The following is a 20,803-nucleotide window of genomic DNA, read 5'->3' as shown; positions in this document are numbered from 1 at the left end:
TTCAGATCTTCCTGCGGTACGCGCGCAACGCCAGCGGCATGAACACCGCCACGAAGCCGGCACACCAGGCGAGCGTCCACCACACGTGCGAGCCAACCGGGGTGCCGAGGAACAGCCCGCGCACCGCTGCCACCAGGTGGGTCATCGGGTTGACGTCCACGAAGGCCTGCATCCAGCCCGGCAGCGTGTCGGCGCTGACGAACACGTTGGACGCGAAGCTCATCGGCATGATCAACGCGAACATCAGGCCCTGCACGGCGCCCGCGGTACGCACCTTCATCGCCACGAGGACCGGCAGCCAACTCAGGCAGAGGGCGAACAGCACCGCGAGCAGGCAGCCGGCGAGCGCCCGGAGCGGGTCGGTGTCGATCCGGAAACCGAGCACGTAGCCGATCGCGAGGGTCGAGATCGTGACGACCACGTACCGTACGACGTCGCCCAGCACCGCGCCGACCAGCGGCGCGGAGCGGGGGACCGGCAGCGACCGGAACCGGTCGAAGATGCCCTTGGCAATGTCGGTGTTGAGGTTGACGCCGATCGCGATGGCGCCCGTGGCGATGGTCTGCGCCAGAATTCCGGGCAACAGGAACTGCAGGTAGTCGTGCGTGGATCCGGCGACCGCGCCGCCGAAGATGTAGACGAAGATGATGAGGAACAGCACCGGCTGCAGGGTGACGTCGATGAGTGCCTCGGGCGTACGCCAGGTCTTGATGAGGCTGCGCTTGGCGAGCGCCAACGAGTGCCGGGCGAGCCGGAAGGGTCGTGGTTTCGCCGCGATCGCCGACAGCGGGGAGTTCGTCTTGGGTGGTGCATCGGCCAGGGTGCTCATGCCGCGACCTCCATGCGGTGGGTGGTCTCGTCGTCGGATGCCGTACGCCCGGTGAGGGTGAAGAACACCTCGTCGAGGCTCGGCAGGTGCAGGGAAAGTTCGGTGACCGCGATGCCGGCGGCGGCGAACCGCGCGACGCTCTCGGTCAGGGCCGCGTCGTCGGCGACCGGCACCGCGAGTACGCCCTTGCGGATCTCGTCGGCCTGCGCACCGGAGCCGACCTCGGTCAGGATCGCCGCGATCCGGGACAGCTGCGCGGGATCGGACGGCCGGACCTCGAGGGTCTGGCCGCCGACCACCCGCTTGAGCCCTTCGGGTGTGTCGTACGCGATGACCCGCCCGTGGTCGATCACCGTGATCGCGTCCGCGAGCGCGTCGGCCTCCTCGAGGTACTGCGTGGTGAGCAGCACGGTCGAGCCGTTGGTGACCAGCGACCGCACCACCTCCCACATGTCCTCACGTTTGGCCGGGTCGAGCCCGGTCGTCGGCTCGTCTAGGAAGATCACGTCGGGCGAGCCGACAAGGCTGGCGGCCAGATCCAGCCGTCGCCGCATGCCGCCGGAGTAGGTCTTGGCCTGCCGGTCGGCGGCGGCGGTCAGGTCGAACCAGTCGAGCAGTTCGGCGGCCCGCCGCCGCGAGCCGGTGCGCCCCAGCTCCAGCAGGGTGCCGAACAGCTCCAGGTTCTGCCGCCCGGTCAGGTCCTCGTCGACCGAGGCGTACTGGCCGGTGAGTCCGATGCTCTGCCGGACCCGCTCGGCATCGCGGACGACGTCGAAGCCGCTGATCCGGGCGGTGCCGCCGTCCGGGGTCAGGAGCGTGGAGAGGATGCGTACGGCGGTGGTCTTGCCGGCGCCGTTGGGGCCGAGCACCCCGAGCACCGTCCCCCGGGGCACCGCGAGGTCCACGCCCTGCAGCGCCCTCGTCTTCCCGAAGGTCTTGACGAGGCCCTCGGCCTCGATCACCAGGTCATCTGTCATGCCTCACAGCGTGCGCCGGCCGCCTGACACGGCCCCGACACGGCACCGACACCCGCACCGACCCGCCCACCGAGGGCGGGATCGGCCGGGTCGGGCCGCCTCGGTCGCGTGACGGTCGTCCAGGGCGCACCGGCCCAGCCGGTCCATTCCCCGGCCGGTCAGGTGCCGTGCGGTGCCGACACCGATCAGGGCGTGGAGCACCGCCGACAGCGGCACTCCGTCGTCCCGGTGGTGCAGGTGCCAGCGTGTTCAGTACTGGAAGGCTGAACGAACTGAGCCGCCGACAATCGCGCACCACGTGTCCACGTCGACCTTCCCATTGGATACCAGGCCGTGGAGGCGCTGCATGTCCTGGACCGCCTTCATGGTGCTGTGGTCGAATTCGCCGCTCATCGTGACGTCGTCGTACCCCTTGCGGCCGAGCAGGTACTGCAGCGCGTTGACGGGAAGACCGTTGGCGTCTTTGTCGAGGGCCGGCACAAGCGCTTCCCAGGTGGCCGCGTCGAAGGTCGCGTCCGGGTCGACCCGGATCCCGTGGTTGGCTTGGAAGTCGGCCACGACGGCATTCATGTCGTAGCCGAATTCGCCGTTCGGGGTCAGCGGGTACCCGAGATCCGCGAGCAGGTACTGCGCGACTGCCACAACCGGGCCGTCGACGAAGCGCCAGATGTCGGGCCACCGGCGTGCGGGGATGTCCGGCTGTTGTGTAGCGAGTGCTGCCGCGACACGCGAGCGCACCATCGGGAACAGCCGGTAGAAGGCGGTGCCCGGGCACTCGGTGGTGTAGAAGTCCCCGTGGCCGAAGATGTCCCAGGGCTGCAGCCGGAACTGCTGGCACACCGCGGCGCACAACGTCACCAGCGAGTCGAGCAGTGCGTCAGGCGGCGTCTCGGTGATGTACGTGCCCTCGTTCTCGATCCCGATCGCGTTCCCGTTCTCGCCGGGGCAGTGTGCGGAGATGACCTGGTGCGCGCCGGTGTCGAGCGTCTGCAGGCTGCGGTGGCGACCCTCCAGCACGTAGCCGCCACGGCTGACCGTGAAGTGCTGTCCGGTGTCCGCCCAGCCGTTGACGTCCATGTGCAGGTTCTGACAGTCCCGCGCCAGTCGTATCGCCTGGTCGCGCGAGTAGTCCGTGACGTTCGGGAACGCCATGTGGTGCAGGATGATCTTGTTGGTGACGTTGCCGGTGATCTGAATCGCTCCCCGTGGCGGGCGCGCACCCCATGTGTCGCAATCGATGATCCAGGGGAACATGGCGCTGGGCGCGGCACCCGCTGGTGCCGCGGCGAACAGTTCAGTGCCGACGACCGCCGCGATCCCGGTACCCAGACCCGCCTTGAACAAGGTGCGCCGACCGACCTCGTGCCGATGAGTTGACATGCGCTGCCTCCATGAGGGGTGTGGAACAACAACGACAACTGTTGTGGGTCGGCGGATGATATCGATCTATGTCAGTGAAGGCTGAATGTGGGCCGGACGTCCGGTCGTTCAGATCCACGCCGGGCGGCTGTGGTCCTCGGCGGCGAGACTCGTCTCCGAGTGCAGCCGATTCGCCCGCGCCCGCACGGCGCTGAAGTGCACGTGGCCGAGCATCGGCCGTCGCCGGGTCGAGAAGACGGAGTGGGCGGACTGACATGATGCCACCTTCATCCGCGAGGATCGGTGGTGAAACATTTCAACCATTCCACCGCAACGCTTGGCAATTTTCAACAGCCAAACGTCAACGGCCGGCTGCGGTGGTGGAACACCGCGGCCCGGATGGACCCGTTCGCCCGTACCGGTCAGATGTGCTCGGCACGACCGGGATGTCCACATCCCGGGGAAACCTCACTGGACGGTCATTGGAGACGGGCCCGCAAATCGGCGACCCGATCCGCCGCGGTGATGAAGCCGGCGGAGTCGAGCTGGCCTCCGGTCTGGGCGTTGACCAGGGCGGCGGTGGCTGCTTCGCCCTGGCTGACCTCACGGGCGGAGCACAGGATGAGGTCCATGCCGGCGGCCGCGGCGGCGACCGCGCGCTGGCCGGTGCTGCCGTAGTGAGCCAGCGCACCGGCTTCCAGGGCGTCGGTGACGGTCACCCCGGTGAACCCGATGCGGTCGCGGAGTTCCTGCCGGACCACGGTCGGCGACAGGCCGGCTGGGCGGTTCGGGTCCAGCGCCGGGTAGATGGCCCAGGACACCATGACGAGGTCGACGCCGCTGGCGACGGCGGCTGAGTACGGGAACTCGTCGGTGCCGCGCAACGTGGCCAGCGACTGGGACAGGGTGATCGGCTGGCTGTCGGTGTTCTGGTCCGTTGCCGCCTGTCCCAGTCCGGGGAAGTGCTTGGCGGTGGCGGCCACGCCGGTGCGCTGCTGGGCGGTGATGAACGCCCGCCCCAGGGGCGCGACGGTGCCGGGGTTCGCGCTGTAGGAGCGCTGGTACTGGTCGATGAAGTTGCCCGCAGTGGAGTAGACGTCGAGAACCGGGGCGAGGTTGACGTTCATGCCCACCGCGGCGAGGGTGCGGCCGGCTCCGGTGCCCGCCGCGGCCGCCGCGGCCATTGGATCGGCGGACTGGCCGATCAGCTTCTCCGACAGCGCGTGCGCCCCCGACAACCGCCGGATCAGGCCACCCTCCTGGTCGACCATGAGCAGCAGCGGCACGTGGACCGGGCTTTGCGCCTGGGCTCGTCGCAACTGGGCGATCACCGAGCTGATTTGGGCGGTTCCGGCGATGTTCTCCCCGAAGAAGATCACTCCGGCGGCCTCACCGGCGCGGATGATCCTCAACAGGCTCGCCGGTGGTGTCAACCCGGGATAGGAGTAGATGATCCGCTGCCCGGCCAGTTGCCACCTGGTCAGGCCCGCCGACCTGGTCGGCGCCGGCACGGACGGTACCGGCGCGGTCGATGTGGACGGCGGTGCCGCCCGTCCGCTACCCGACCCACCGGGCGCGGACTGGATTGAGCGTGCCCCATCAGGGGCGGACGGCCCGGGCGCGGGGGCGTGCGAGGACTGGCAGGCGACCATGGCAAGGCCGAGCGTCCCGGCCGCCAGCACGGTGCGAACCTTCGCCGCTGGGTACATGACCACCTCCGCGTAGCCCGCACCGGTCCCGGTGTGCCTGAACGGACCCGACGATCGGTCGACGGTGACCGGTCTGCGGCGTTCCGATCTCATTCGCCGGCGGCGATGAACGTGCATCCGCTCCGGCGGTGATCGCCAGCGCTGCACTAGACGTGGGTGATCACGTTCTTGCCGTACGCGGTGAGGGTCTTCTCCTTGTCGTCATGCATGAGGTAGAGGGCGAAGTTGTTCACCCCGATCTCCTTGAGCTCCTGCAACCGGTCGACATGGGCCGACTCGGGGCCGAGCAGGCAGAATCGGTCGACGATGGCGTCGGGGACGAAGTCGGTGGACGGATTGCCGGCGCGGCCGTGGTGTGAGTAGTCGTAGCCCTCGCGGCCGGTGATGTAGTCGGTCAGCGCCTTCGGCACCACGCCGGAGTCGCCGTAGCGGGCGACCAGGTCGGCCACGTGGTTGCCGACCATGCCGCCGAACCAGCGCAGCTGATCCCGTTGGTGTACGAGGTTCGTACCCACGTAGGCGGGGGCGGCCACGCACACCGTGATCGAGTCCGGATCCCGGCCGGCGGCGCTGGCCGCGTCGCGTACCGTGCCGATCGTCCAGCGGGCGATGTCCGGGTCGGCGGTCTGCAGGATGAAGCCGTCGGCCTGCTCGCCGACCAGCCGCAGCGCCTTCGGGCCGTAGGCGGCCATCCAGATCTCCAGCTTGCCGTCACGCACCCACGGGATGCGCACCGGCGTGCCGTGGTGTTCGACGGCGCGCCCCTCGGCCAGTTCCTTGATCACACGCATGGCGCTTCTGAGGGTGGCCAGGCTCGCCGGCGGTTGGCCGATGACTCGGCGGGCCGAGTCACCCCGGCCGATTCCGCAGACGGTTCGGTTGCCGAACATGTCATTGAGGGTGGCGAAGAGTGACGCGGTGACCGACCAGTCGCGGGTGCTCGGGTTGGTCACCATCGGTCCGACGATCAGGTGCTTGGTCGCGGCGAGGACCTGCGAGTAAATGACGAACGGTTCCTGCCACAGCACGCAGGAGTCGAACGTCCACCCGTAGCGGAACCCGTTGTCCTCAGCGGCGGCGAGGCCCGCCACGACGTCGCGAGCGGGCGGGTCGGTCTGCAGTACGACACCGAAGTCCACGGTCAACTCCTCGTCAGACCAGGTACTGGCTGAGGTCGCGCTTCAGGAACCTGCCGTGCCCGGCGGCGCCGTGGAAGGCGTTGTCGTCGACGACGATCCGGCCGCGAGACAACACGGTGGAGACCTTCCCGGTCAGCCGCATGCCCTCGTACGCGGAATAGTCCACGTTCATGTGGTGGCTGCCGGCGGAGATGGTCTGCTCGGCCGTCGGGTCGTACACCGTGATGTCCGCGTCCGCGCCCGGGGCGATGACGCCCTTGCGTGGGTAGAGACCGAACATCCGGGCGGGTGTGGTCGAGCTGATCTCGACCCAGCGCGGCAGGGTGATCTCGCCCTTCACGACGCCCTGGTAGAGCAGGTCCATCCGGTGCTCGACGCCCGGTATCCCGTTGGGGATCTTCGAGAAGTCTGCCCGGCCCAGCTGCTTCTGGTCCTTGAAGCAGAAGGGGCAGTGGTCGGTGGACACCAGCGACAGGTCGTTGGTGCGCAGGCCACGCCACAGTTCCGCTTGGTGCTCCTTGGGCCGCAGCGGGGGAGAAGCGACGTACTTCGCGCCCTCGAAGTCAGGCCTGGCCAGGTCGTCCAGCGACAGGAACAGGTACTGCGGGCAGGTCTCGGCGAACACGTTCTGCCCGGTGTCGCGGGCCCGGGTGACCGCGTCGAGGGCGTGCGCGGCGGTCAGGTGCACGATGTACAGCGGTGCGCCGGTGACCTTCGCCAGGGTGATCGCCCGGGAGGTTGCCTCGCCTTCCAGCTCGGGCGGCCGGGTCAGCCCGTGCTGTACCGGGTCGGTCCGCCCACTCGCCAGTGCCTGCGCGACGAGCTGGTCGATCGCGATGCCGTTCTCGGCGTGCATCATGATCATTGATCCGGTGTCCCGCGCCTTCTGCATCGCCCGCAGGATCTCTCCGTCCGTGGCGTAGAAGACACCCGGGTAGGCCATGAACATCTTGAAGGTGTTCACGCCCGCGTCGATGCAGGCCTCCATCTCTTTGAGCGACGTGTCGTTGACGTCCGAGACGATCATGTGGAACCCGTAGTCGATCGCGCAGTTGCCGTCGGCCTTGCTGTGCCACTTGTCCAGCGCGGACAGCAGCGACGTTCCCTTGCCCTGCACGGCGAAGTCGATGATCGTGGTGGTGCCGCCCCAGGCCGCCGCGGTCGTGCCGCTCTCGAAGGTGTCGGCCGAGAAGGTGCCCCCGAACGGCATCTCCATGTGGGTGTGCCCGTCGATGCCGCCCGGCACCACGTACTTCCCGGCGGCGTCGATCACCCGCTCGGCGCCGGACGCCCACTGCTGGGCCAGACCCGAGTCCGGCGCGGCGAGCGCGGCGATCCGCTCGCCCTCCACCAGCACGTCCGCCGGGTACTCCCCGGTGGCGTTGACGACTGTTCCGTTGCGGATGACGACGCTCACGGCGTCACCAGCGATTCGTAGGTCTCCGGCCGGCGGTCGCGGTAGAACGCCCACAGGTCGCGCACCTCGGCCAGCCGGTCCATGTCGAGATCGCGGATGACGACCTCTTCCTCGGTGTCCGACGCGGCGTCGCCGACCAGTTGCCCCCGCGGGTCCACGAAGTAGGACTGGCCGTAGAAGTCGTTGTCGCCCAACGGTTCCACGCCGACCCGGTTGATCGTGCCGACGTAGTACTCGTTGGCGACCGCGGCGGCCGGCTGCTCGAGGCGCCAGAGGTACTCCGACAGGCCCCGGCTCGTGGCGGAGGGGTTGAAGACAATCTTCGCGCCGGCCAGCCCCAGCGCCCGCCAGCCTTCGGGGAAATGCCGTTCGTAGCAGATGTAGACGCCGATGCGGCCCACCGCGGTGTCGAACACCGGATAGCCGAGGTTTCCCGGCCGGAAGTAGAACTTCTCCCAGAACCCTTTCACCTGCGGGATGTGGTTCTTGCGGTGCTTGCCGAGGTAGGTGCCGTCGGCGTCGATCACCGCCGCCGTGTTGTAGTAGACGCCTGGCTGTTCCTGCTCGTACATCGGCACGATCAGCACCACACCGTGCTGCTCGGCGATCTCACGCATCAGCGCGGTCGTCGGCCCGTCGGGGATCGCCTCGGTGTACGAGTAGTAGTCGGCGTCCTGGACCTGGCAGAAGTACGGGCCGTAGAACAACTCCTGCAGGCAGACGACCTGTGCGCCCTGCGACGCGGCGCTGCGGATCGCCTCCACCGCATTCGCGATCATCGACTCCTTGTCGCCGGTCCACTTCTGTTGCACCAGCCCGGCTCGGATGATGGTGCTCATCGGTCTTCCTCCTTGGCGTGAGCGGTGCGCGGCAGCGACAGCGCCAGGTAGGCGACGAACGCGCCGACCAGACCGGCGACCCAGCTGTAGTCGTAGAGCGGCTTGAGCCACGGGATGAACCCGTCCTCGGGGAACGGCCCCTTGCCTGGTGCGGAGTAGGCGCCACCCACCGCGAGGACCGCGCCGACGACGGTGGCGACGATGGCCGCCCAGTTCCAGCCGCCGGAGAACCAGTACCTGCCCTCGGGACGGTAGAGGGCGGGCAACTGGAGGCGCGTGCGGCTGCGAACCCAGTATCCGGCGATGAGCACTCCGGCGACGGCGCCGAGCAGGCCGCCGTAGAACCCGAGCCACACGAAGATGTAGATGTTGGGGTCCTGCACCAGCCGCCACGGCTGGATCAGGATGCCGAGCACGCCGGTGATCAGCCCTCCGGTCCGGAAGTTGACCAGTCGGGGTGCGGCGTTGGAGAAGTCGTACGCCGGGCTGACCGTGTTCGCAGCGACGTTCACCGACAGTGTCGCGACCACGACCGTGAACAGGCCCAGCGCGACGACCAGCGGGTTCTCGAACTTGGCGGCGAGCTGGATGGGGTCCCAGATCGCCTCGCCGTAGATCACGGCCGTGCCTGAGGTGATCATGATCGACAGGAGGGCGAAGAACGACATCGTGGTGGGTAGGCCGAGGACCTGGCCATACGCCTGCTGCCGCTGGCTGCCGCCGAACCGGGTGAAGTCGGGGATGTTCAGCGACAGGGTCGCCCAGAACGCGATCATCGCCATCAGGGATGGTGCGAACAGCTTCCAGAAGTCGGCGCCCCAGCCCAGCTTCGACGGCTCGGACAGGATCGGGCCGAGCCCGCCGGCCTCGACCATGACCCAGATCAGCAGGGCCACGGCCACCACGATGACGAAGGGCGCTGCCCAGTTTTCGAAGCGTCGCAGGGTGTCCATGCCCCGCCAGATGATCGCCATCTCGATCGCCCAGAACAGGAAGAAGGAGGCCCACAGCGTCCACGGGTAGTCCATGATCCGCGCCGCGTCGACCCACCAGGAGCCCAGCAGTTTCCCGGCGATCGCGTAGATCGCCTCACCGCCGATCCAGGTCTGGATGCCGAACCAGCCGCACGCGATGAACGCGCGCAGCAGAGCCGCGAGGTTGGCGCCGCGAACTCCGTAGAACGCGCGGGCGAAGACCGGGAACGGAATGCCGTACTTGGTGCCCGCGTGGCTGTTCAACAGCATCGGGATCAGGACGAGCAGGTTGCCCAGCGTGATCGTGAGGAACGCCTGCACCCAGTTCATACCGAGCTGGATGAGCCCGGCGGCGAGCAGGTAGGTGGGGATGTTGTGCGCCATGCCGATCCACAGCGCCGCGAAGTTGTACGTGGTCCAGGTGCGCTTCTCGATCGGTACCGGGGCGAGTTCCTCGTTGAAGTAGCGGCTGTCGGCGATCGTGGAGAAGTCGCGCAACTCGACTCGGCCGTCCGGATGGGTGATCTGCGTGCCGGGTTCGACCGCGGTGGTTTCGGCCGGGGGCAGGGGTTCGACGGTCATCGGTCACCTCCTGTTACGGTGCCGCAACACTGGCCGACCAACCCGGCTCACGCGCTCCTGGTGGGCGGTTCAGCGCGATCTTTATCTGGGAATGGTGGGTGTCGCGAGCCCGCCACGGGCAGCGCCAAAGTGTCCACGCTTGCCATGATCGGGGCACACTCTGTCCACGGCATGCCCGCACCGACCTGTCAATCAGCACGGTGGGTGGATTAGCGCTGCGAGCGGTCCTACGCGTCGAGTTCGTGCACCAGGAGCGCGACGTACAGCGACAGCACCGACTCCGGGTCCTCCAGCGACACCCCGAGCACCTGCGCAATGCGCGACAGCTGCTGGTAGTAGGCCGTACGCGACAGGTGCGCCGCAGCGGCCGCCGCCGACTTGTTCCCGCCCTGCTCGCAGTAGCAGCGCAGCAGTTCCACCAGCCGGCTGCGCTGGTGGGCGTCCCGCGCCAGCAGCGGGCCTAACTCCCGGTCTGCGAACGCCTGGACCCGCTCGTCCTCACGCAACAGGTGCAACAGGCCGCGCAGGCGCACGTTGTCCAGCTTGTGGTAGAGCTGCGCACCGGGGGTGCGGAGGGCCGCCCCCGCGACGTGGGCGGCCTCGCCGAGGCTGCGGCGCACCTCGGCGGCGTGTGACACGGTGGTGCCGACCGCCACCAGCACCGGGCCGGTTGTCGAGCGGTGTACCTCCTCGGCCAGCCGACGGAGGACCGCGTCGACCCTGGCGTGGGCGGGCAGCGACAACAGCGCCCGTACGCTCGTGTCGTCCACGACGCCCACCAGGGCGGGCACTGACACCCGCCGCGCGGCCGACGCGATCACCTCGGCGAGATCGCGCAGCACCTCCTGAGTGGCCAGCGCAGGCGCGCGTGGCGTCATGTGCCCGGGCCGGATCGCCACCCCGACGAGCTGCCGCCGTTCGAGGCCGACGCCCAGCGCGGCCGCCCGGGCGGCCAGATCCGGCGGCGGTACCGCCTGACCGAGCAGTTGCGCGAGCAACATCCGATGCGTCTGCCGTTCCAGACTCTCCCGATCACGTGCCACGAGGCGATGCACCGCCAGCGCCGACGCGGCCCGCTCCGCGACCACCATGTGCCGGTGCGGCGGAGGGTCCGGCGAGAGCAGCACCAGGCGTCCCCAGTCGGCGCCCTGCGCGCCGACCACCGTGACCAACCAGCCGGCCTCCTCGTCGTAGGCCGTTCGCTCGGGCACGGCCACGGACCGGGACCGCTGACGCCAGTCCGCGAGCAGCTCGGTGGGATCCTGCCCAGCCGCGTCGTACGCGAGCACCTCGTGCCCCAGCGTCTCCAGCACGACGGGCAGCGCGGAGATCCTGGCCACCTCGCGCAGCACCTCGGCCGGCTCGGCCCCGGCCACGGTGAGCGAGGTGAACGTCTCGTGCACCTGCTCGGCGGCCCGCAGCTCGGCGAGCTGGGCGTCGACGATCAGCGCCACCACCGCCTCGGTGACGGACACGAACCGCGTCTCTTCCGCGAGCGTGATCAGGGGGAGTCGGTGCCGGTCGGCGGCTGTCACGAGCGCCTCGGGTACGTGATCGTTCCACCGGCGGACCAACTCGATGACCAGTCCCGCCGCGTGGACCGCGGCCAGGTCGTCCACGTAGCCCGTGAGCGCCGCCGGCTCCTCCGGCAGCGCGATACCGGTGGTCAGTACCAGTTCCCCACCGCGGAGCAAGTGCGCGATGTCGGCGACCTCCGCCACGTGGACCCAGCGGACCCGGCCCTGCATCCCGGCCGACCCGGCCACCACCTGCGGCCTCGCGCGCCGGATCACCGGCAGCGCGACGGCGTCTGCGACGGAGGGATACATCGCGGCCTCCCTACTACCGGGATTGCACACAACGTAATGGCCACGGCCGCGAAGCGGTACAGGTTGCACATAGCGGTTGGACAACGAATGCCGCCACACTCGGCCTACCGGCGGAGACACGGAGGACGCGATGGCGCACCGCGAGCTGCTGACCAGACACCGGTCCGTGATGCCGAAGTGGCTGGCGCTGTACTACGAACAGCCGATCGAGTTCGCCAGCGCGTCCGGTCGCCGGGTGACCGACCGGGAGGGACGCACCTACCTCGACTTCTTCGCCGGCATCCTCACCAACGCGATCGGCTACGACGTGGCCGAGATCAGCGACGCGGTCCGGTCGCAGATCGACACCGGCGTGCTGCACTCCTCCACGCTCTACCTGATCCAGTCGCAGGTCGAGCTCGCGGAGAAGATCGCGGAGCTCTCCGGGATTCCGGACGCCAAGGTGTTCTTCACCAACTCGGGCACCGAGGCGAACGAGACCGCGCTGATGCTCGCCACCCAGCGCCGGCGCAGCGAGCAGGTGCTCGCCCTGCGCAACTCCTACCACGGCCGCGCGTTCGCCACCGTCGGCATCACCGGCATCCGCGGCTGGTCGGCCAGCGCGCTCAGCCCCGTCAAGGTGAGCTGGGTGCACGGCGGCTACCGCTACCGCAGCCCCTTCCGGGACCTGTCCGACGCGGACTACATCCGCGCCTGCGTCGCCGACCTGCGCGAGATCATCGAGACGACGACCGCGGGTGACGTCGCGTGCATGATCGTCGAACCGATCCAGGGCGTCGGCGGCTTCGCCACCCCACCGGACGGGCTGTTCGGCGAGTTCAAGAACGTGCTCGACGAGTACGGGATCCTCCTCGTCTCCGACGAGGTGCAGACCGGCTGGGGCCGCACCGGCGAGCACTTCTGGGGCATCCAGGCGCACGGCGTCGTACCCGACGCGATCACCTTCGCCAAAGGCCTGGGCAACGGCCTGGCGATCGGCGGCGTCATCGCCCGGGCGGACCTCATGGACTGCCTCGGCGCCAACTCGATCTCCACCTTCGGCGGCAATCCGCTCGCCACCACCGGCGCTCTGGCCTCGCTCAACTATCTCCTGGAACACGACCTCCAGGCCAACGCCGCAGACCTGGGTGCCCGGCTGCTCGACGGCCTCCGTGCGGTCGCGCAGGCGCATCCCGTGGTCGGCGACGTCCGCGGCAAGGGCCTGATGATCGCGATGGAGCTCGTCGGACCCGACGGCGCGCCCCACCCGGCGGCCGCCGCCGCACTGCTCGAGGAATCCCGGGAACGTGGACTGCTCGTCGGCAAGGGTGGCCTGTACGGCAACGTCATCCGCCTGGCACCACCGATGACGCTGACCTGGGCCGAGGCGGACGAGGCGCTTGAGATCCTCACCCAGTCGATCGAGGCCGTGGCCAAGGAGGTGCAGCAGCGATGAGGACCACCCATTGGATCGGCGGCAAGCCGTGGATCGGCGTCGCCGAACGCGCCGGCGACATCTACGACCCCGCCACCGGACAGATCGCAGGGCACGTCGACTTCGCGACCGCCGCGGTCGTCGACCAGGCCGTCGCCGCCGCCGGCGAGGCCTTCACCCGCTGGCGTACGGCTTCTCTCGCCCAGCGGTCAAACGTGATGTTCGCCTTCCGGGAACTGCTGAACGCCCGCCGGCCCGAACTGGCCAGGATCATCACCGCCGAGCACGGCAAGGTGCTGTCCGACGCCACGGGGGAGATCCAACGCGGGCTGGAGAACGTGGAATTCGCCTGCGGCATCCCCCAGATGCTCAAGGGCGGGTTCAGCGAAAACGCCTCCACCCAGGTCGACGTGTACTCCATCCGGCAGCCGCTCGGCGTGGTCGGCGTGATCACCCCGTTCAACTTCCCCGCCATGGTGCCGCTGTGGTTCGCGCCGAACGCGATCGCGTGCGGCAACAGCGTGGTCCTCAAGCCGAGCGAGAAGGACCCGTCCGCAGCGAACTTCCTCGCCGAACTGTTCGCCGAGGCCGGGCTACCGGACGGCGTGTTCAACGTCGTGCACGGCGACAAAGAGGCAGTCGACCGTATTCTCGAACACCCTGCGGTGAAGGCGATCTCCTTCGTCGGCTCCACCCCGATCGCCCGCTACGTCTACGAGACCGGCACCCGCAACGGCAAGCGGGTGCAGGCGCTCGGCGGCGCGAAGAACCACATGGTCGTACTGCCCGACGCCGACCTCGACCTCGCCGCCGACGCCGCCGTCTCGGCCGGCTTCGGCTCGGCCGGCGAACGCTGCATGGCCATCTCCGTCGTCGTGGCCGTCGACCCGGTCGGCGACGCCCTGGTCGCCAAGATCAGCGAGCGGATCGCCGCGCTTCAAGTCGGCGACGGCCGTCGGCCGGACAGCGAGATGGGACCGCTGGTCACCGGCGCCCACCGCGACCGGGTGCTGTGGTACCTGGACGCTGGACGGGCCGCGGGTGCAGAGCTGGTGGTCGACGGACGAAGCCACCCGATCGACGGTGAGCGAGGCGGCTTCTGGCTCGGGCCGACCCTCTTCGATCACGTCGACACCGACATGTTCATCTACACCGACGAAATCTTCGGACCGGTGCTCTCGGTGCTACGCGTGCCCAGCTACGACGACGCCGTCGAGGTGGTCAACACCAACCGCTACGGCAACGGCACCGCCATCTTCACCAACGACGGCGGCGCAGCCCGGCGCTACCAGAACGAGATCGAAATCGGCATGGTCGGAGTGAACGTCCCGATCCCGGTCCCGGTTTCCTACTACTCCTTCGGCGGGTGGAAGGACTCCCTGTTCGGTGACGCGCACGCGTACGGGCCGGAAGGCGTCAACTTTTTCGTCAGATCCAAGGTGGTCACCAGCCGGTGGCTCGACCCCTCCCACGGTGGAGTGAACCTCGGCTTCCCACAGAACAGCTGAGCACCAGCACCTGAGCCGCACGACACAGGTGGCAGGCGTCTCGGCGACGGGCATTACCGGATGGTGACAAATCGCGGATCACCTGCGGGAACTGGACTCCGAGGTTGGTCGAGCCGCCGCCAGTGGCGCCCGTCTTGTTGTAGGTCGCCGTGAAGTAACCGTTGTCCGTCGGCAACTTGAACCCGCTGGTACGGTCGCGGATACCAAAGATTGGACTTCCGCCGACGCCACCGTCGTCGACGTAGGTCTGGCCGTGTAATCCGCTCCGGTGAGGACGCCGACCCATTCTGGGACGCCGCGGCCGGAGCGTGGGCAGGCGGGTGGCTCAACGGCCGACGGCCGGATCATTAGATTTGGTGTTCGTGCAGCTAACCGGCGTGTAGGGCCGGACAGCCGGAGGATTGTTGCTCCAGCAAACAACATGGCGGGGTCGGCGGTATTGCGCTCAGTACGGGGCAGCGCGACACCGGACTTGGGAGACCTTCACACCAATGACCACCCCTACGAACCTGCCCAGAATCAGCCGCCCGCCGGCCAGCAGCCGATGCCGCCGACCGCTCAGTTCCCGCAGGTTCCCGCGGGCCAGATCCCGCCGCCGCCGGCCGGTCAGTTCCCGCAGCAGCCCGGCCACTACCCGCCGCCGCCCGGCGGCTGGCAGCAGCCTGGCATGCCGGCGCCGGCCGCCCGTAAGCGCCCCGCCTGGCTGGTCCCGACCCTCATCGGCGTCGCCGCGTTCGTGGTGCTGTGCTGCGGCGGGTCGATGGTGATCGGGCTGACCAGCGACAGCGGCAAGAAGAACGACGTGTCCGCCAGCAGCGACATCCCGGCCGTCACCACCAGCACCTCCGCCCCGGCGTCGGCTGCGCCGACCTCCTCGGCCCCGGCGCCCGCCAAGCCGGCCCAGGCGCCGACGACCAAGGCGCCGGCCCCGCCCAGGCCGAAGACCTTCGGCGTCGGAGACAAGGTGCGCGGCGGCGACTTCGCATTCGTCGTCAACAGCGTGAAGTGCGGGATCTCCCAGGTCGGCAGTAGCTACTTCAACCACAAGGCGCAGGGCGCCTTCTGCCGGGTCAGCGTGACGGCCAAGAACGTCACCAAGAGCTCTCACCTGTTCCACGCCGACGGCACCATCACCGCGCAGGACGCGTCCGGTCGGGAGTACAGCGTCGACGGGGAGGCCGCCATCTATGGCAACGATGACGCGAAGGGTTTCCTTGACGAGATCAACCCGGGCAACTCGGTGAAGGCGAACGTCTACTTCGACGTGCCGAAGGGCACGAAACTCAAGACGATCCCCTTCGACGCCGGTCTGTTCACCCTCGCCGAGGACGCCGTCGTCACTCTCTGACCGGCCGGCCGCGGCGAATGTGCGTGACCTGGCCAGCAATGCTCAGGTCACCGACGCCGAGCCAGCAACACACGACAGCCCCGGAGAACCTCCGGGGCTGTCGCTCACCTGGCGGAGTGACCCCACCCTGCAATGGCGGGCGGGCAGCGAGCCGGCACGTCCGCCGGCGGGTTCGGCGTCCTGCCCGCGACGCGCATCAGCTCCCCGGGAGGCGGAGAACCTTGGCGTCGGCCCAGTCCGCGTGGTCGCTGTTGTTCGTGTTGCCGGCGTCCGTGACCCGCAGCACGAGCCGCTCGACACCGAGGATGTCGAGTTCGACGCGCTGCGGTGGCGAGTACGGCTGCGCGCGCATGAGGCCGCTGTCGTACACGACCTTGCCGTCGGCGAGCACCTGGAAGACGACCGACGCGTTGGGCGAGGTGCGCTGCACGTCGTCGATGCCGACGATCGCGACGAACCTCGTGTCCGTCGGTTCGAGGTCGTAGACGACCTCCGAGTTCGCGTGGGTGCCGATGCCCTTGGCGTACTCGGTGCCGGCGAGGCGGATCGGGCTCCCCGACACGGCGCGGTCCTTCAGCACCGACCGCCACCCGGCCGTCGCCGAGACCCAATCACGGTCGCTGAGGTGTTCGGCGGGGCCGTCGGCGGGCGCCGCCTGCTCCTCGACGACCGTGCCCGGCCCCTCGCCGATTTCATTCGTCGAGGTCACCCGATACCGGTACGGTCCGCCGGCCGCCTCGCGATCCAGGAAGGATCTGCCGGTCTGCCCGGTCGCGATGGCCGTGAAGTCGTCGCCACCCGCCGGGGCGCGGTAGACCGTCGACGTCAGCGCGCCCTCGGCCGCCGTCCAGACGACGCCGACGGCGTCAGCGACGCGGTACGCGGCCACCGGGGACGGAGCTTCGGGCACGGCAGCCGGCATGGTGCGGAACCCCCACTCCCCGCCGGGGACCACGAGTTGCTGTCCGGTCTTCGGGTTGACCGCCGTGACCTCCCAGTAGAAGGTCCGCCCGGCATCGAGGGAGGCGATCCTCGCGGTCGGCTTCGTGACCGTGGCCTCGGCGACGACGTCGGTCATCGCGGCGTCGCGAGCGACCCGCAGGCGGTACTCCCGCGCGTTGACCGCGGGCTCCCACGCGAAGGTCACACCCTTGGCGGGCACGCCCGTCGCACCGTCGGCCGGCGAGAGCAGCGCGTAGTCCTGCGGATGGGTGAGGATGAGGTCGCCGTGCCGGTTCTGGTTCACGTCACCGCTCGTGGTGACGGTGACCGAGGCGCCGACGGGAACCGTCAGCGTGACCTGGGTGAGCGCCCGGCCGTTCACGTGCACGTACTCGGGCTTCACGGGCTTGCCGTCGACCTTCAGCTTTGGCCAGCCGCCGGGGAACTGCACGGTGACCTCGAGCGGTTGCGGTCCGGCGTTGTGGTTGACGACCGTCTTCGTCGTGCCGTCGTGGCGGACGCCGAAGTCGTGCTCGCCCACACGGATGTGGTCGAGGTCGAGCCATCCGATCTCCGCGGGCAGGTGCGAGCGGACCAACACCGCGTGCTCGGGCGCGTTGGGCCGGACCCCGGCGAGTCCCTCGACGGTCTGCGACACGAGCGTGAAGCTCGTCTCAGGGTAGTCGCCGTTCGTGCCCTGCGTGGGCACCTCGTGCGGAAGGTGGATCTTGGCGATGATGTCCTTCATCCAGGTCCACGCCTGCTCGTCGAAGCCGTAGTTGAACAGCGCGTCGGGCACGTACGTCGTCGCCTCGATGTTCGGGGGCCGGTCCTCGACGTACATGTGGTCGAGGTACTCGAGGTAGTCCCACGTGCGTTTGTCGTTGGCGTCGAGGAACTCCTTGACCGCGTAGAAGACGGAGTTCTCGCGGCCGAAGCCGGCGTACGGCTCGTTCGCCGGGCCGCGACCCCGCACGTACTCCCAGGCGTCCCGGACGACGCCCCACTCATCCTCGAAGTACCGCACGAGCGCCGCGGCCTTCTGCGCAAAGGTCGCCGCCGTTGCGAGATCGCCCTTCTCCCGGGCGAGGTACGCGTAGGCGAGGTACGCCCGGTACTGGGAGGCGAGCCCGTCGCCGGCTTCTATCACGGCCTGGTCGCTACGTTCGTTGTAGCTCGCGGCGCCCTGGAAGATGCCCCGGCCGGTGCCCTCGGCGATGCCGTTGGGCAGCTGCGTGTCGTGGAGCGCGACGAAGTCGGTGACGGCCTTGGTGTAGTACCGCCAGAGCACGGGGTCGTCGAGGTAGTCGGCGTCGCCGGTCCAGCGGTACTGATCCTCGGCCTCCTGCACGAGTTCGAAGACCGCGGGCACCTCGCGCACAAAGTTCGTGTCGCTGCGGTAGTCCACGTTGTAGGGGCTGCCGTCGAAGTTCAAAGCCCAGAGCGGATACCACTTGCGCGCCTCGTTCGCGCTCGCCGCGAAGGCGGTGAGCATCGACTTGTTCTCCTCCTCGAGGCCGAGAAGGTGGCCGCCCGCGGCCTGGTGGACGAAGTCCCGTGAGTAGAAGGCGGTGCGGTGGGCGTAGCCCGCCCAATACGACGGGATGTAGTCGGCCTCGCCGGTGCCGGGGTTGCTGCCGTTTCCGTTCACCGGGCCGCGCTTGCCGGTCTGCACGTGCTGCCGTGCGCGTGACATGGCCCAGTTGACGGCGTCGGCGAGCTGCGGCGACGAGCTCGCGACCGTGATGGGTCCCTGGTCGTGCCCGGCCGTGGTCTCCGGACCCGCGGCGCGGGCCGGGGCGGCGAGCGGCGCGAGCAGCAGTGCCGCGACCACGGCGACGGTCGCGCCGATGGTGCTCCGCCGCGACGGCCGACTGCCTGGTGGTGGTGTGCGCATCGCATCCTCCTCGACAAAAGGGACTGGCTCGGACGGTCGAACGAGGCGCGTGCGATGCCGGGCCGCGCGGGCCCGGCATCGCACGCTGACGCGGACGGCTACGGCCGGTCGCAGGTGGTGATCTTCGGTTGCCACCGGCAGGCCAGGCCGGCGAAGCCGCCGTCGGCGACGACGTCGACGGGCAGCGTGTCACCGGCTCGCATGACCCGCTGGCTGCGCACGAGCCCGCCCTCCCCGTCGGTGATCAGCTCCACCAACCACGGTCCGGCGGGCAGGTTCAGCGGTATGTCCAGGGTCCGGGCGGCGCCGGCGGAACTCCCGCCCAGGAACCAGCGCTCTCCGCTGCGGCGTGCGAAGACGGCGCTGTCGGCGGGACGGCCGGCGAGCAGCCTGGTCTCGTCCCAGACGGTCGGCACCTGTTCGAGGAAGCGCACCGCCTCCGGCCGCGCCTCGTACGACTCAGGAGTGCCGGCGAGGTCCTGCAGGCCGGACTCGAAGACGACCGACAGCCCCAACTCGTGGGCGTCGGAGGTCGGCCGGTTCCGGTGGAACCCCATCGGTGTGTAGTCCATCGAACCGACCACGTTACGGGTGAAGGGAAGCGCGGTGATGTGGCTCGTGGTGAGGCTGCTCTTCTCGGCGCCGTGGACGCCCTCCATGGTCATGACGTGGGGCCACACCCGGTGGATGCCCTTCGGGACGTTCGAGCCGTGGAAATTAACCAGCAGCTGGTTCGCGGCTGTCGCGGGCAGGATCTCGTCGTACCACCGCAGCCGCTCCTGCGACTCGGAGTCCATGAAGTCGATCTTGACACCCTTGACGCCCCATTCGTGCAGCGTCGGCAGCCACTCGGACCGCTCCTGCGGGGTGTCGAGGTCCCGGTAGTGGATCCAGACCACGATGCCGACGTTGCGCTCCCGCGCGTAGCGGACGAGTTCCGGCATCCAGCTGGTGGTGCGCCAGTTCGGGTCGGTGACATCCCACTGCTGCGGGTCGAAGTACCAACCCGCGTCGACGGCGACGTACGGCCAGCCACGCTGGGCGGCATAGTCGACGTAGCCCATCTGCTTGGTGAGGCTCTGCCCAGCCGCCCGCCCGCCGGCGAGCCAGGTCCAGAGCACCTGGCCGGGGCGGATCCACGAGGTGTCGCTGATTCGCGACGGCGGCGCCAGGTCGTCGACGAGCGTCGAGGTGGCGATCGTGCCGAGATCGCCGACGACCATCACCCGCCACGGTGTCGCCAGCGGCCCGTCGACCAGGACGTTCTGGTCCCACAGCTTCACCCGGTAGGTGCCGGTGCCGTCGTGCACCAGGCTGCCGCCGGAGTACCGTCCGTCAAGGTTGGACTCGGCGATCATCAGGTAGGTGCCGTCGACGTCGAACAGCGCCGGGGCGAGATACTCCCGGTCGTCCGCGGCGGCGGCGGTCGTCTGGACGTAGGGGTTCTCGTAGTCCCGGCGGTGGTTCGCCAGCCAGGCCGTGCTGTCGGGGGGAACCGTGAACGCGGACGCCTCGCCGAGCACCGATCCGTGGTCGCCGGGCAGTTCGTACCGGTAGGCGATCCCGTCGCGGGCGGCCCGGACGACCAAGTCGACCCGGGCGCCACCCGCGCCGGCGAACCGGAACCGCGCCTCCCGGAAGATCGCCAGCCGCCGCACCTGCTTGCCGACGGTCGTCGTGTACTGCTCGACGTCAGTGCGGTCGCTGCGGCTGAGGAAGCGTAGTCCGCCGGTCAGGTCGGCGCCCTCGGTGCGGATGCCCAGCGTGCTGGGCGCCAGTACGGTCCGGCCGCCGCGGGACACGGCCAACGAGATGCTGCCCGCCGCCTTGTCGTGAATGACCTCCGCCCTCGGGGCGCCCGGTGCGAAGGCCGCCGCGACGGTCCATCGGGCGGTGTCCGCCCGAGCGGGTGTCGCCGTGAGAGTTCCGGCGAGCAGCGTGGCGATCAGGGCGACCGCGAGGGCCGCGATCCGGGGGGTCGGGCGGGCGGCGATAGCCCGCGGTGCCGATAGATCTGATGTGTGCTTCACAGGTGACTCC

Annotated in this window: 14 protein-coding genes; 3 read left to right on the top strand and 11 right to left on the bottom strand. The window is 69.2% G+C overall.

The genetic code is table 11. From position 1 onward, the window contains the following. Position 1: 1 nt before the first annotated feature. From AB0F68_RS13540 to AB0F68_RS13500, 9 genes are all read right to left on the bottom strand, one after another. The gene (locus tag AB0F68_RS13540; RefSeq protein WP_357336453.1) at positions 2–829 is read right to left on the bottom strand and encodes an ABC transporter permease; all 828 of its coding nucleotides are present in this window, start codon (positions 827–829) and stop codon (positions 2–4) included. After that, positions 826–1,806 (bottom strand): ATP-binding cassette domain-containing protein, encoded by a 981-nt coding sequence (locus AB0F68_RS13535; protein WP_357336444.1) that lies wholly within the window; start codon positions 1,804–1,806, stop codon positions 826–828. The genes AB0F68_RS13540 and AB0F68_RS13535 overlap by 4 nt, the downstream gene beginning before the upstream one ends. Before the next feature lie 249 nt (positions 1,807–2,055). Then, a complete protein-coding gene (locus AB0F68_RS13530) occupies positions 2,056–3,186 on the bottom strand; it encodes an N-acetylmuramoyl-L-alanine amidase (protein WP_357336442.1) in 1,131 nt (376 codons plus the stop codon). A 458-nt stretch (positions 3,187–3,644) separates the two neighbouring features. After that, positions 3,645–4,676, bottom strand: a complete 1,032-nt coding sequence (locus tag AB0F68_RS13525; protein ID WP_357336439.1) for a glycoside hydrolase family 3 N-terminal domain-containing protein — start codon at positions 4,674–4,676, stop codon at positions 3,645–3,647. Between the two features lie 344 nt (positions 4,677–5,020). Continuing rightward, the gene (locus AB0F68_RS13520; protein ID WP_357336436.1) at positions 5,021–6,013 is read right to left on the bottom strand and encodes a TIGR03842 family LLM class F420-dependent oxidoreductase; all 993 of its coding nucleotides are present in this window, start codon (positions 6,011–6,013) and stop codon (positions 5,021–5,023) included. A gap of 13 nt (positions 6,014–6,026) precedes the next feature. Next, on the bottom strand, positions 6,027–7,430 hold the full coding sequence (gene hydA, locus AB0F68_RS13515; RefSeq protein WP_357336434.1) for a dihydropyrimidinase: 1,404 nt from the start codon (positions 7,428–7,430) through the stop codon (positions 6,027–6,029). Continuing rightward, a complete protein-coding gene (locus AB0F68_RS13510; protein ID WP_357336431.1) occupies positions 7,427–8,269 on the bottom strand; it encodes a nitrilase-related carbon-nitrogen hydrolase in 843 nt (280 codons plus the stop codon). The genes hydA and AB0F68_RS13510 overlap by 4 nt, the downstream gene beginning before the upstream one ends. Beyond that, a complete protein-coding gene (locus tag AB0F68_RS13505; protein ID WP_357336429.1) occupies positions 8,266–9,825 on the bottom strand; it encodes an NCS1 family nucleobase:cation symporter-1 in 1,560 nt (519 codons plus the stop codon). Before AB0F68_RS13505 ends, AB0F68_RS13510 begins: the two co-directional genes overlap by 4 nt. Positions 9,826–10,052: 227 nt before the next feature. Beyond that, positions 10,053–11,654 (bottom strand): PucR family transcriptional regulator ligand-binding domain-containing protein, encoded by a 1,602-nt coding sequence (locus tag AB0F68_RS13500; RefSeq protein WP_357336426.1) that lies wholly within the window; start codon positions 11,652–11,654, stop codon positions 10,053–10,055. Positions 11,655–11,784: 130 nt separating this feature from the next. On the opposite strand from AB0F68_RS13500, the gene AB0F68_RS13495 reads away from it, so the two are divergent. From AB0F68_RS13495 to AB0F68_RS13485, 3 genes are all read left to right on the top strand, one after another. Further along, positions 11,785–13,089: an aspartate aminotransferase family protein gene (locus AB0F68_RS13495; protein WP_357336424.1), complete on the top strand. Its 1,305-nt coding sequence runs from the start codon at positions 11,785–11,787 to the stop codon at positions 13,087–13,089. Continuing rightward, positions 13,086–14,576: a CoA-acylating methylmalonate-semialdehyde dehydrogenase gene (locus AB0F68_RS13490; RefSeq protein ID WP_357336421.1), complete on the top strand. Its 1,491-nt coding sequence runs from the start codon at positions 13,086–13,088 to the stop codon at positions 14,574–14,576. The genes AB0F68_RS13495 and AB0F68_RS13490 overlap by 4 nt, the downstream gene beginning before the upstream one ends. Positions 14,577–15,120: 544 nt before the next feature. Further along, on the top strand, positions 15,121–15,924 hold the full coding sequence (locus AB0F68_RS13485; protein WP_357336417.1) for a DUF4352 domain-containing protein: 804 nt from the start codon (positions 15,121–15,123) through the stop codon (positions 15,922–15,924). 196 nt (positions 15,925–16,120) lie between these two features. On the opposite strand, the gene AB0F68_RS13480 is transcribed toward AB0F68_RS13485, so the two are convergent. Both AB0F68_RS13480 and AB0F68_RS13475 read right to left on the bottom strand, forming a co-directional pair. Further along, on the bottom strand, positions 16,121–18,763 hold the full coding sequence (locus AB0F68_RS13480) for an NPCBM/NEW2 domain-containing protein (RefSeq protein ID WP_357336415.1): 2,643 nt from the start codon (positions 18,761–18,763) through the stop codon (positions 16,121–16,123). A 98-nt stretch (positions 18,764–18,861) separates the two neighbouring features. Beyond that, a complete protein-coding gene (locus tag AB0F68_RS13475) occupies positions 18,862–20,793 on the bottom strand; it encodes a glycoside hydrolase family 97 catalytic domain-containing protein (protein ID WP_357336412.1) in 1,932 nt (643 codons plus the stop codon). Between the last annotated feature and the right edge of the window lie 10 nt (positions 20,794–20,803).

Origin of the sequence: Micromonospora sp. NPDC023966, assembly GCF_040639095.1 — a bacterium.
Lineage (GTDB): Bacteria > Actinomycetota > Actinomycetes > Mycobacteriales > Micromonosporaceae > Micromonospora.
The sequence above is the reverse complement of the archived record's forward strand: the minus strand, read 5'-3'. Positions and strand labels throughout refer to the sequence as shown.